The organism is Microterricola pindariensis (genome assembly GCF_002936985.1).
Taxonomy (GTDB): Bacteria; Actinomycetota; Actinomycetes; order Actinomycetales; family Microbacteriaceae; genus Microterricola; species Microterricola pindariensis.
Genome location: NZ_MPZN01000078.1, coordinates 1 through 12,387 on the forward strand (window position 1 = coordinate 1; position 12,387 = coordinate 12,387).

Annotated in this window: 10 protein-coding genes and 2 pseudogenes; 8 read left to right on the forward strand and 4 right to left on the reverse strand. The window is 72.1% G+C overall.

All coding sequences use genetic code 11. The annotated features are described in order from the left end of the window. Positions 1-730: pseudogene (locus GY24_RS17745) on the reverse strand (hypothetical protein); the annotation flags it as partial. Between the two features lie 163 nt (positions 731-893). Between GY24_RS17745 and GY24_RS15400 the strand changes: the two are divergent. From GY24_RS15400 to GY24_RS15410, 3 genes are read left to right on the forward strand one after another with little or no spacing between them, the layout of a single operon-like run. Next, on the forward strand, positions 894-2,054 hold the full coding sequence (locus GY24_RS15400) for a heme/hemin ABC transporter substrate-binding protein (protein WP_104477271.1): 1,161 nt from the start codon (positions 894-896) through the stop codon (positions 2,052-2,054). Beyond that, positions 2,047-3,168, forward strand: coding sequence for a FecCD family ABC transporter permease (locus GY24_RS15405; protein ID WP_104477274.1), 1,122 nt, complete (start codon positions 2,047-2,049; stop codon positions 3,166-3,168). Before GY24_RS15400 ends, GY24_RS15405 begins: the two co-directional genes overlap by 8 nt. Continuing rightward, positions 3,165-3,983, forward strand: a complete 819-nt coding sequence (locus GY24_RS15410; RefSeq protein WP_104477276.1) for a heme ABC transporter ATP-binding protein — start codon at positions 3,165-3,167, stop codon at positions 3,981-3,983. Before GY24_RS15405 ends, GY24_RS15410 begins: the two co-directional genes overlap by 4 nt. Positions 3,984-4,124: 141 nt before the next feature. On the opposite strand, the gene GY24_RS15415 is transcribed toward GY24_RS15410, so the two are convergent. After that, on the reverse strand, positions 4,125-4,487 hold the full coding sequence (locus GY24_RS15415; RefSeq protein ID WP_083362823.1) for a sterol carrier family protein: 363 nt from the start codon (positions 4,485-4,487) through the stop codon (positions 4,125-4,127). Positions 4,488-4,828: 341 nt separating this feature from the next. Here GY24_RS15415 and purD point away from each other — a divergent pair, with 341 nt between their 5' ends. Then, a complete protein-coding gene (gene purD, locus GY24_RS15420) occupies positions 4,829-6,133 on the forward strand; it encodes a phosphoribosylamine--glycine ligase (RefSeq protein WP_104477278.1) in 1,305 nt (434 codons plus the stop codon). A 235-nt stretch (positions 6,134-6,368) separates the two neighbouring features. On the opposite strand, the gene GY24_RS15425 is transcribed toward purD, so the two are convergent. After that, complete coding sequence (locus GY24_RS15425; RefSeq protein WP_104477280.1) at positions 6,369-7,076, reverse strand: MgtC/SapB family protein; 708 nt, start codon at positions 7,074-7,076, stop codon at positions 6,369-6,371. A 147-nt stretch (positions 7,077-7,223) separates the two neighbouring features. Here GY24_RS15425 and GY24_RS15430 point away from each other — a divergent pair, with 147 nt between their 5' ends. Together GY24_RS15430 and GY24_RS15435 are read left to right on the forward strand one after the other, a co-directional pair. Further along, positions 7,224-8,174, forward strand: a complete 951-nt coding sequence (locus GY24_RS15430; RefSeq protein ID WP_104477282.1) for a phosphoribosylaminoimidazolesuccinocarboxamide synthase — start codon at positions 7,224-7,226, stop codon at positions 8,172-8,174. Positions 8,175-9,105: 931 nt separating this feature from the next. Further along, positions 9,106-9,990 (forward strand): VOC family protein, encoded by an 885-nt coding sequence (locus GY24_RS15435; RefSeq protein WP_233279408.1) that lies wholly within the window; start codon positions 9,106-9,108, stop codon positions 9,988-9,990. Here GY24_RS15435 and GY24_RS15440 read toward each other — a convergent pair. After that, entirely contained in the window at positions 9,987-10,625 is a 639-nt protein-coding gene (locus GY24_RS15440; RefSeq protein WP_104477286.1) for a TetR/AcrR family transcriptional regulator, read from the reverse strand. The genes GY24_RS15435 and GY24_RS15440 overlap by 4 nt on opposite strands. A gap of 162 nt (positions 10,626-10,787) precedes the next feature. On the opposite strand from GY24_RS15440, the gene kynA reads away from it, so the two are divergent. Further along, on the forward strand, positions 10,788-11,642 hold the full coding sequence (gene kynA, locus GY24_RS15445; protein WP_104477288.1) for a tryptophan 2,3-dioxygenase: 855 nt from the start codon (positions 10,788-10,790) through the stop codon (positions 11,640-11,642). Between the two features lie 14 nt (positions 11,643-11,656). Continuing rightward, positions 11,657-12,387: pseudogene (locus GY24_RS15450) on the forward strand (hypothetical protein); the annotation flags it as partial.

Below are 12,387 nucleotides of genomic sequence, written 5' to 3' on the forward strand. Positions count from 1 at the left end.
AGACGGTCGGGGTCGGCAGCGGCTTCGGGGCGAAGGCGACGGTCGTTGCCGTGTTCTGGCTCGTGTCGGCGAAGCCCTGGCCGTGCGCCTTGGAGGTGTACACGGCGTAACTCGCAACGGCGTCGCTCACCGCGGGAACGGCGACGGTGACCTCGAAGCTGCCGTCCGAGTTCATCGGCGCGGTCTTGCCGGCGTCGGAGGACCCGGCGGTGTTGTCGATCGAGATCCAGACGGTCTCGGATGCCACCAGGCTCGCGCCGTAGAAGCTGGCGGCCCCGGCGGTTCCGACGCCGAGGTAGACACCGGGGGCGGCTGCGGCGAAGCCGGTGCCGCGCACCACGACGGCGCCGCCATCGTGCGGCGCTTCGGAGACCGTGACCACAGGGGTGGCTGCAACGGCCGGAGCCGGAGCGGGCGCCTCTGCACTCAATGCGGCGACGGGAGCGTGCTGGATCGAGTCTCCGCTCTCGGGCGCCTCCTCTGCGGGGGCCTCCTCTGCGGGGGCCTCCTCTGCGGGCGTCTCCTCTGCAACGGACTCATCCGCGGGAGTTGCCGCGGCGGGGAGTTGCTCCCCCGCCTGCTCTGCCGGCAGTTGCTCGACGGCGGGCAGCGCCGGGTCCGCGAAGGCGGGTGCGGCGGTGGCCAGCGGGGCCCCGAGCGCGAGAACCGCGATTGTGAGTGTGGCTAGCCATCTCTGTGGGCGGGCACGATGCTGCTGCAGTGTCTTCACGACGCGGCTTCTCCAGGCAAGAAGGAGCCCACGAGGGAACGGTCATCGTTCGCGTGGGCTGGATTGGTTTTTGACGCCGAAGCATGGTTAGCTAAGGCTTGCCTAACCGTAGTCAGATTCACAGGAGACTGTCAACTCTTAGGTTAGGCTAAGCTAAATTCTTATGAGCTCCCCCCTCTCTTCCCGTGCCGGACGGCGCCCGTTCCGGTTCGGAACCCCCGCGTTCGTCGGCGCGACGCTGACCCTGCTGATGCTGACCGGGTGCGCCGGCCCCGCCGCCGGCCCCGGCACCGCAGAGAGCGCGCAGCGGGAGTGCGTGGCATCCGAGACCCCCCTCACCGAGTTGGCGATCCTCGATGCCCCGCGGGACTGGGTCGGCTCATCGACCGCCTGCCTGGCCGACGCCGGGATCACCGCCATCGACTCCCCCGATGAGCCGCAGCTGCCCGTCACCGTCGTCGACGACAAGGGCACAGAGGTCACCGTGACCGACGCGTCGCGCATCCTGGCCCTCGACGTCTCCGGCTCCCTCGCCGCCACCGTGTTCGGCCTCGGTCTGGGCGACCGCGTCGTCGGCCGCGACAGCTCCACAGGTTTCGCCGAGGCGGCCGGCCTCCCCCTCGTCACCACGGGCGGCCACCAGCTCTCGGCCGAGCCGATCCTCGGGCTCGCCCCGACCGTGATCCTCACCGACACGACGCTCGGCCCGCCGGCCGTCCTCTCGCAGCTGCGCGATGCCGGCATCCCGGTCGTGATCACCACCTCCAAGCGCAACATCGACACGATCGGCACCGTCATCGAGCAGGTCGCCGCCGCCCTCGGGGTGCCGGATGCCGGCGAGCGCCTCACCGCGCAGGTGCACGCGGACCTCGCAGCGGTGCAGGCCGACGTCGAGGCGATCGCCCCGGCCGACCCCGCCGAGCGCCCGCGCATGCTGTTCCTCTACCTGCGCGGCAGCGCCGGGGTCTACTACCTGTTCGGCGAGGAGTCCGGGGCCGACGCCCTGATCACGAGCATCGGCGGACGCGACGTCGCCGGGGAGATCGGCTGGCAGGGCATGCGCCCCGTCACCGCCGAGGCGCTTGTCGAGGCGGCGCCCGATCTCGTGCTGCTGATGACCAAGGGGCTGGACTCCGTCAACGGCGTCGACGGGCTGCTGGAGAGCATCCCCGCTCTGGCCAGCACGCCGGCCGGGCAGAACCGGCGCTTCGTGGACATGAGCGACACCGAGATCCTGAGCTTCGGACCGCGCACCCCGCAGGTGCTCGACGCCCTGGCCCGCGCCGTGTACGCGCCGGAGCAGTCTGGCCCGATCGGTGAGTAGCGGCGCGACGGTTTCGGCGCGGCCGTCAACAGCTCCGGTCGAGCCCGTCGACACCAAGCCAGCAGCCCGCAGGGGTGCCCCCAACGGGCGACGCGCCGCGATCCTGTTCGCCGCCCTCTCGGTCGCCCTCGTCGTCGTGTTCCTGGTCTCCGCCGGCAGCGGGCAGCTCTCGATCGCGCCCAGCGAGGTCATCGGCTCCGTGCTGCGGGCGATGGGATTCGACGTCGGCCCCGCCGCGAGCCCGACGCACGACGTGGCGCTCTGGACGATCCGCTTCCCGCGGATCGTGCTCGCCCTGCTGATCGGTGCGGCCCTGGCGGCATCCGGAACCCTCATGCAGGCCGTGTTCTCCAACCCGCTCGCCGAGCCGAGCGTCGTCGGGGTGTCGGCCGGCGCCGCGCTCGGCGCCGCCACCGCGATCGTGTTCGGCTGGACCTTCCTCGGCGAGTGGAGCGTGGCCGCGGCCGCCTTCGTCGCCGGCCTCGCCACCACACTGTTCGTCTACTTCGCCAGCCGCACCCGCGGCAAGACCGAGGTGGTGACCCTGGTGCTGACCGGCATCGCGATCAACGCCTTCGCCGGCTCGGCCCTTGCCCTGCTCACCTTCCTCGGCGACAGCGCCTCGCGCGAGCAGATCATCTTCTGGCAGCTCGGCAGCCTGAACGGCGCCCGCTGGGAGCAGATCGCGATCATCGCGCCGCTCGTGCTGATCGGTCTGATCATCGCCTTCGGCCTGGCCCGCACGCTCGACCTGTTCTCGCTCGGCGAGCGCGGCGCCCGCCACCTCGGCGTCAACGTCGAGTTCGTGCGCATCCTCGTCATCGTGGTCGTCGCCGTGCTCGTGTCGGCCGCCGTCGCCTTCGCCGGCATCATCGCCTTCGTCGGCCTCGTCATCCCGCACCTCATGCGCATGGTGCTCGGCCCGGCCCACCGTCCGCTGCTGATCGCCAGCGTGCTCGGCGGCGCGCTGCTGATGGCCGGCGCCGACCTGGTCGCCCGCACCGCGGTGCCGATGGCCGACCTGCCCATCGGCATGCTCACCTCGCTCGTCGGCGGCCCATTCTTCTTCTGGCTGCTGCGGCGCACCCGGCGCCGGTCGGGAGGCTGGGCATGAGCGCCACCGCCACCTTCACCGCACCGGCGGATGCCACGGCGCCCGTCGCCGCGCGCCTGAACGCCACCGGACTCGGCGTGACCGTCGACGGCGCCCGCCTGCTGGACGGCGTCGACTTCACGGCCCGCCCCGGCGAGCTGCACGCGCTGCTCGGCCCGAATGGCGCAGGCAAGTCGACGCTGCTCGGCGCCCTGGCCGGCGACGTGCGTCCGAGCGCCGGCGGCGTGAGCCTCGACGGCCGGCCGCTCGGCGACTGGAAGCTGCGCGAGCTGGCCCGCGAGCGGGCCGTGCTGCTGCAGCAACACGACGTGTACTTCCCGTTCACCGTGCGCCAGGTCGTCGAGATGGGCCGGTCACCCTGGCAGGGCACCGCCGCGGAGGACGACGACGAGCGCCTCGTCGCCGAGGCCATGGCGCTCTGCGACATCGAGGCGCTGGCCGGGCGCACCGTGCCGTCGCTCTCCGGCGGCGAGCGTGCCCGGGCCGCCCTCGCGCGGGTGCTCGCCCAGGGCGCATCGCTGCTGATGCTCGACGAGCCGACCGCCGCCCTCGACCTCAAGCACCAGGAGGACGTGCTGCGCCTGGTGCGCGAGCGCGCGACATCCGGCGACACCGTGATCGTCGTCGTGCACGACCTCAGCCTGGCCGCTGCCTACGCCGACCGGGTGACGCTGCTGCAGCACGGCCGCGTCGTGGCCACGGGCACGCCCCGCGAGGTGCTCACCGCCGAGCGCATCGGCGAGGTCTACGGCCAGGCGGTCGAGGTGTTCGAGCACCCGCGCACGGGGGCTCCGCTGATCGTCCCGCTGCGCTGATGCCGGCATTCCCCGTCGGCTGAGCGAGGAACGAGCGAAGCCCGTGCACGCCGCACACGGTGTGCGGCAGGAGCTTGGCTTCAGTCGCGGCCTCGTTCCTCGGCTGCTCCTTCGAGCCAGCGTGAGTTCCGAGCGGAGCGACTATTGCAGCAGCGGCAGCTGCTCGGCGAGGTCGGCGCGCTGGCCGGAGGCGTGCACGGCCCCGGAGTCGAGCGCCTCGGCCCACGGGCGCTCGCCCGTGGCGAGGGACAGCCAGGTGGCGGCATCCGTCTCGATCACGTTCGGCGGGGTGCCGCGGGTGTGCCTGGGCCCCTCGATGCACTGCACGGCGCCGAACGGCGGCACGCGCACCTCGAGGGTGTTGCCGGGGGCGAGCTCCGCGAGCAGCTGCAGGGTGTAACGCACGGCGAGGGCGCGGATGTCGCGGCTGGCGCCCGTGGAATCGGCCCGCCAGGCGGCGACGGCCGCCCGGCCCTGTGCGTCGTCGATGCGTGCTCGTGCCATGGGTCAACGGTATCGCGCGGGGTGGGCTTCGGTCGCAGGCTCCCTCGAGCCAACGTGGGGTTCGGCAGGCTCCGCCGGCGGGGGTTTCCACAGGCTCAGCTGGCGGAGGTTTCCACAGGCTCAACCGGCGGGCCGAGCGGCAACCGCCGTCGCGGCCCTCGTTTGCGCTCGCGGCCCTCGGTATGTCTGGGGCCGCGAGTCGAAACGAGGGCCGCGAGCGGGTGGGCTTTGGTCGCAGGCGCCCTCGGGCCAACGCGGGGTTTCGGTAGGTGCGAGCCGGGGGCTCGAGCCGGGGGTGCCGGCCGGGCGCGGGCGCATCCGGCATCCGGTAGCCTGAACCGGTGAGAATTCTGGTCCTTGGTTCCGGTGCCCGCGAGCACGCCATCATCACCGCCCTCCTGGCAGAGGAGACTCGTGGCGGCGACGCCCACGAGATCATCGCTGCGCCCGGCAACGCCGGGATCGCCGCGGATGCCGGCGCGGAAGGCGCCGGCTCGGTGAGCACGGTGGCCCTCGACGCCAACGATCCCGCCGCCGTCGCCGACTTCGCGATGGACAACAACGTGCAGCTCGTCGTCATCGGCCCGGAGGCCCCGCTCGTGGCCGGCGTCGCCGACGCCCTGCGCACCCGCGGCATCCCCGTCTTCGGCCCGGCGCAGGCCGCGGCCCAGCTCGAGGGCTCCAAGACCTTCGCCAAGCGCATCATGGACGAGGCCGGTGTCCCCACCGGCCGCGCCGTGCGCGCAGGCACCCTCGCCGAGGCCACCGCCGCCATCGACGAGTTCGGCTCCCCCTACGTGATCAAGGCCGACGGCCTGGCTGCGGGCAAGGGCGTGCTCGTCACCGAGGCCCGCGACGCCGCCATCAACCACGCCGCGCACTGGCTGGAGCACGGCAGCGTGCTGGTCGAGGAGTTCCTCGACGGCCAGGAGGTCTCCCTCTTCTTCCTCAGCGACGGCCACAACGTGCTGCCGCTCTCCCCCGCGCAGGACTACAAGCGCCTCGCCGACGGCGACGCCGGCCCCAACACCGGCGGCATGGGCGCGTACTCGCCGCTGCCCTGGCTCGACGCCGAGTTCGGCAGCGAGACGGAGTTCGTCGCAGAGGTGCAGGCCACCATCGCGCTGCCCACCGTGCGCCAGCTGGCCACCGAGCAGACGCCGTTCATCGGCCTGCTCTACTGCGGCCTGATCCTGACTGCCCGCGGCATCCGCGTGATCGAGTTCAACGCCCGCTTCGGCGACCCGGAGACGCAGGTCGTGCTGCCCCGCCTCGTCACGCCGCTCTCCGGCCTGCTGTTCGACGCCGCGACCGGTGCCCTCGGCTCACGCGAGAACCCCGAGTTCGCCGCCGACGTGGCCGTCACCGTGGTGCTGGCCAGCGAGAACTACCCGGAGACGCCCGTGACCGGTCGCGAGATCAGCGGGCTGGATGCCGCAGCGGCCGTGCCCGGCGTGCACATCGCCCACGCGGCGACCGCCTTCCGCGACGGCGGCCTAGTCTCGACCGGCGGCCGCGTGCTCAACGTCGTGGCGACCGCTCCCGACTTCGCCGCCGCCCGCGCCCGCGCCTACGAAGCGCTCGCGCTGATCGGCCTCGAAGGGGCGCAGTTCCGCACGGACATCGCCGCCCGCGTCGCCGGCTAGCGGTACGCAGCAGACGAATTGAGGGCCGGACCGCCGCATGGCAGTCCGGCCCTCAGCCGTTTCGTCTGGCGTTGGCCCGCCGCTAGCTCAGCGGCTTGCAGAGCAGCGCGCTCGGCACACCGCCGTTGTTCCAGCGGTAGGTGTACGCGACACCGGCGATGTACTCGTTGTTGTTGCACTGGCCCTTGAACTTGCCGGGCGCCCAGTCACTCGCCCGGGAGCCGACACCGGCCAGCTAGTCCGAGTCCTCGTCGGCGAGCGCCACCGACACGACGCCGCGGATGCCGGAGAGGTCCTGCAGCAGCTGCTGCTGCGCCCGGCGCCCGGCGCTGTCGAAGGTGAGCACCGCCTCGATCCGCTCGGCCCCGCTCGGTGTCTCGACGGTCTTCGTGCTCGTCAGCGAGGTGCGCAGCCCGAGCGAGGTCGCCGCGGCGAGGACCTCGCTCAGCACTTCCCGGCCGCCCTTGTACTGCACGACGACGGTGTCCTCGGGGACCGGGCGCAGGCGCCGGCCGAAGCGGGAGAGCAGCGTGGTCGTGAACAGGTGCATGACGGTGGCGGCGGAGGCGAGCACCGGCATGCCGGCGCCGCAGGCCATGCCGACGGCGGCCGTCATCCAGATCGACGCGGCGGTCGTCAGGCCGTTGACGACGTTCTGCCGCACGAAGATCACGCCCGCGCCGAGGAAGCCGATGCCGGAGACCACCTGAGCCGCTATGCGCGAGGGGTCGACGACCACGTTCGGGTCGGTCACCTGGCTGAAACCGTAAGCCGAGACGAGGGTGAACAGGGCCGAGCCGACGCCGACGAGCGTGTGCGTGCGCAGCCCGGTGCTCTTGCGGTGCCAGAGCCGCTCGAGGCCGATCACGGCGGAGAGCACGAATGCCAGGCCGAGCAGCACCATCTCGGTGACCAGCGTGTCGGTGAACCAGTTGATCGTCATGGACCGGGATGCCGCCCTTCTCGGTGGAAACGCAGGATGCACTCGGAAGAGTAGCGCCCACCGGGCCACTCCCGCGCTCCCCCGCCATCGGCTCGGGCGCGCGCGGGTGTCGTCGGGGCGGCCGCGGATGTGCGCGAGAATGGTTCCGTGACCAACGAGACCCAGCCCTCCGCATCGTCCGCCGTCGACCTCCCGGGCTGGGCCCATGTCTACTCCGGCAAGGTGCGCGACCTCTACGTGCCGAGCGTGACGATGACCGACGACGACACCTGGACGGGCGACCCGCTCGCCGCCAGCCCCGAGGTGCTCGTTGTCGCCAGCGACCGGGTGAGCGCCTTCGACCACGTGCTCGAGCCCGGCATCCCGGGCAAGGGCGAGCTGCTCACCACCCTCAGCCTCTGGTGGTTCGACCAGCTGCACGTGCCCAACCACCTCATCGCCGACCACGGCCTGGACGGCGCGAGCCGCATCCCCGCCGCCGTCGCCGGCCGCGCCATGCTGGTGCGCACCCTGGACATGTTCCCGGTCGAGTGCGTCGTCCGCGGCTACCTGACCGGCAGCGGCTGGAAGGAGTACCAGACCTCGCAGACGGTGTGCGGCATCCCGCTGCCCGCCGGCCTGCAGAACGGCGACCGCCTGCCCGAGCCGATCTACACCCCGGCGTGGAAGGCCCCGATGGGCGAGCACGACGAGAACATCAGCTACGAGCGCACGGTCGAGCTGGTGGGCCCGGATGTCGCCGCCGAGCTGCGCGCGCTGTCGCTGCAGATCTTTGCCGACGCCTCCGCCATCGCCGAGGCGCATGGACTGATCCTGGCGGACACCAAGTTCGAGTTCGGCGCTGACCGCGAGACCGGCGTGGTCCGCCTCGGCGACGAGGTGCTCACGAGCGACTCCAGCCGCTACTGGGACGGCGAGGCGTACGCCGCCGGCACCACCCCGGAGGCGCGCATGGCCAGCTTCGACAAGCAGATCGTGCGCGACTGGCTCGCCGCCAACTGGGACCAGCAGGGCACCCCGCCCGAGCTTCCGGCCGAGATCGTCGAGCAGACGGCGGCCCGCTACCGCGAGCTGCTCGGGCGGCTGACCGCGCTCTAGCGGCCGGGGCCCGCCGCCCGCGCTGCGCGTGCGAGGTCTCGATACGCTCGTTCCTCGCTACTCGACCAACGGATGTGGGCCGCCACCGCTGGTCGATTAGGCCCGCCAGGCCGCACCCGCTGGTCGAGTAGGCCCGCCAGGGCCGTATCGAGACCCGGTTTTCGGCGGGAAACCGTGCCGCGTGCGAGGTCTCGATACGCTCGTTCCTCGCTACTCGACCAACGGGTGTGAGCCGCCACCGCTGGTCGAGTAGGCCCGCCAGGGCCGTATCGAGACCCGGCTTCCGGCGGGAAACCGTGCCACGTGCGAGGTCTCGATACGCTCGTTCCTCGCTACTCGACCAACGGGTGCATACGGGCGAGGTTGGCTTCGGTCGCAAGCTCCCTCGAGCCAACGCGGAAGGCGACCCTCCCCGCTGGTCGAGTAGGCCCGCCAGGGCCGTATCGAGACCGGGCTTCCGGCGGGAAACCGTGCCGCGTGCGAGGTCTCGATACGCTCGTTCCTCGCTACTCGACCAACGGGTGCATATGGGCGAGGTTGGCTTCGGTCGCAAGCTCCCTCGAGCCAACGGGGAAGGCGACCCTCCCCGCTGGTCGAGTAGGCCCGCCAGGGCCGTATCGAGACCCGGCTTCCGGCGGGAAACCGTGACTCGTGCAAGGTCTCGATACGCTCGTTCCTCGCTACTCGACCAACGAGTGTGGGCGGGGCGAGGTTGGCTTCGGTCGCAAGCTCCCTCGAGCCAACGGGAGACTCACGTCGGCTGGAGGGGGCCGCGCCGCGACGAAGGAGCAGCGCGGCCCCCGAAGCCCCGAAGCCCCGCAGCCCCCGAAGCCCCGAAGCCCCGGAGCCCCGCAGCCCCCGAAGCCCCGAAGCCCAGCAGCCTCGGGCAGCCTCGCGGAATACGGCGGCGGCGGCATCCGTTGCACACTGCATGACCGCACCAACTCCTGCACGTAGCGCCGCCGACCTGCTCGCCCCCGACACCGGGATGGGCGCGGTGACCCTTCGCGTCGGCAACCTCGACGCCATGATCGCCTACTACCGCGACGCGGTCACGCTGCAGCTGCTCAGCCACGAGGGCAGCGTCGCCGTGCTCGGCCGCGGCACCACCCCGATCGTCATTCTGCAGCACGCCCCCGAGCTCGTGAACCCCGAGCCGCGCGCCGCCGGGCTGTTCCACACCGCGATCCTGTTCGAGACCCAGGCCGCCCTCGCCGCCGCCGTCTACTCGGTCGCCAGCCGCCACCCGAACACCTTCACCGGCAGCGCCGACCACCTCGTCAGCGAGGCGTTCTACTTCAACGATCCAGAGGGCAACGGCATCGAGTTGTACTGGGACCGCAGCCGCACCGAGTGGAGCTGGACCCACGGCACCATCGAGATGGCCACCCTCGCCCTCGACCCCAACGCCTACCTGCAGGCCCACCTCACCGAGGCCGGCGTGGCCGACCCCGTGGTCGGCGGCGCCATCGTCGGGCACGTGCATCTCTCGGTCGGCGACGTGGCCAGCGCCCGCGACTTCTACGTCGACACGCTCGGTTTCGACTCCACCGCCGAGATGGGCGGCAGCGCCCTCTTCGTCTCGGCCGGCGGCTACCACCACCACATGGCCATGAACACGTGGAACAGCCGCGGCGCCGGCCGCCGCCAGCTGGCCCTCGGCCTCGGCCAGGTCGAGATCCTGGTGCCGGATGCCGACTCCCTCGGCGCCCTGGAGGAGCGGATGACGCACCACAAGGTGGGCGTGCGCAACGACGGTCAGACGCTCAGCTTCGACGACCCATGGGCGAACGTCATCCGGGTGCGCACGGCCTAACCTGCAGGTTCTCCCGGCAGCGGGTTGCGCACGTTCTCGGCGCGCAGCCCGTCCAGCACGACCCCCAGCTCGCGGCGCCAGCTGCGTGCCGCGCCCGGCCCGCGGCCGCGCGACAGCCCGCCGAGCATCGCGATCAGGCGGGTCAGGTCGGCCACGCCGACGTCGGGACGCAGCTCGCCGGCCGCCTGCGCCCGGGCGATGAGCTCGGCCAGCGGACGCTCCAGGGTGCCGCCCGGGCGGTACTCAGGCTCGGCAGCGCCCAGGTGCTCGATGATCGGGAGCAGACCTGGGTCGTCGATCAGCCAGGCGGCCAGCCGCTCCACGTATCCCGCGAGGCCCTGCCAGGCGTTCGGGGCGGCGAGGGCATCGGATGCCGCGGCCTCGACCTCGGCGAGCGCCTGCTCGTAGAGCGCCCGCAGCAGTTCCGTGCGATTCGGGAAGTGCCGGTAGAGGGTCGCGATGCCGAGTTCCGAGCGCCGCGCGATCTCCTCGAGCGATGCCGCGCTGCCCTGCTCGGCCACGACGCGGCGCGCCTCCAGCAGCAGGCGGTCGTAGTTGCGCTGTGCGTCTTTGCGCCGTCCCGGCGGTGCGCTGCCGGGACGGCGCGCGCGTGCGGCTCCGTCGGAAGAGCTCATGTTTCCAGCATACGCGCGTGCCGATTTCGATACCTAGGACGCCCTCCAGTCCAAGCGACGGCGCACCGGTCGCCGGCCGGTCACATTGCGCCGCAGCCCCGTTCGGCGGGAAAATACCCAGAGCAGCCGCTGGGCTGCGAGACGTGTCGTGCGAGGAGAACTGTGTCGGTCGAGAAGAACACCCGTGATTTCGATCCCGGCATCGTGACCGACTTCAGCGAGCGGATGAGCTACGGCGGCTACCTGCAGCTGGACACCCTGCTCTCGGCCCAACTGCCGGTGAGCACGCCGGAGCACCACGACGAGCTGCTCTTCATCGTGCAGCACCAGACCACCGAGCTCTGGCTCAAGCTCGTGCTGCATGAGCTGGCCAGCGCCCGCGACCTGCTCCGCGCCGACCAGCTCGCCCCCGCGCTCAAGCGCATCGCCCGCGTCAAGCACATCCAGCGCACGCTCACCGAGCAGTGGTCGGTGCTGGCCACGCTCACCCCCACCGAGTACGCCGAGTTCCGCGGCTTCCTCGGCAACTCCAGCGGCTTCCAGTCGTGGCAGTACCGGGCGGTCGAGTTCGTGCTCGGCAACAAGAACCGGCGCATGTTGAGCGTGTTCCAGGCGGATGCCGCGGCATCCGCCCTGCTCAGCGAATTGCTCGAGGCGCCCAGCATCTACGACGAGTTCCTGCGGTACCTGCACCGGGCCGGGCATGCCGTGCCGGCATCCGTGCTGGAGCGCGACGTGACAGAGGCGTGGGTGCTCGACCCGGAGCTGGTGCCCGTGTTCACGAACATCTACGAGCACGCCAGCGAGAACTGGTCGGCGTACGAGGCGTGCGAGGAGTTCGTCGACCTGGAGGAGAACTTCCAGCTCTGGCGGTTCCGGCACCTGAAGACCGTGCAGCGCACCATCGGCATGAAGACCGGCACAGGCGGATCGACCGGCGCCGCGTTCCTGCAGAAGGCGCTGGAGCTCACCTTCTTCCCCGAGCTCTACGCGGTGCGCACCGAAATCGGCCGCTGACCGTGCGCCCGGGCGTGCTCCACGTCGGCGTGCAGCAGTGGTGGTCGGGCGGATGGCGCGGGCCGGCGGTGTTCGCCCTGCGCGGCGGCCTGTTGCATCCGCTGCCCGGCTCCGACCGCGCCGCGGCGCCCGTCGACCTCGAGCTGCCCGGCACGCTGTTCCCCCGCCTCACCGACCACCACGTGCACCTTGGCCTCGGCGAGCCGGAGCTGCTGCTGCCCGGCGGCATCACGAGCGTCACCGACCTCGGCTGGATCCCCGCCGACGCCATCGCTTGGCTCGAGGCCAGCGCGGCCGCCGGCTCGACGCTGCCCGAGGTGCGCATCGCGGGCGCCTTCCTCAGCTGCGCGGGCGGCTACCCGAGCGCCTCGGGCTGGGCGCCCGCCGGCTCCACCGTCGAGCTCGCGGCCGACTCCGCAGAGACCGGGGCGGCCGCGGCGGCCGTCGCCGCCCAGCGCGCGGCCGGCGCCAGCGTGATCAAGCTCATGCTCAACAGCGCGGCCGGGCCGGTCCCGGCCGACGCGGTGGCCATCGCCGTCGTGGCCGCCGCCCGCGCGCACGGACTCCCCGTCGTCGCGCACACGGAGGGCGCCGGGCAGGCCGAGCGGGCGCTCGCCGCCGGGGTGTCCGCCCTCGCCCACGCCCCGTTCACCGAGCGGCTCGGCGACGCCCTGCTCGAGCGCATCGCAGGCCCTGCGGGACCGCCTGGCCGAGGGGCAGGTGTACCCGGCCACCCGCATCGACG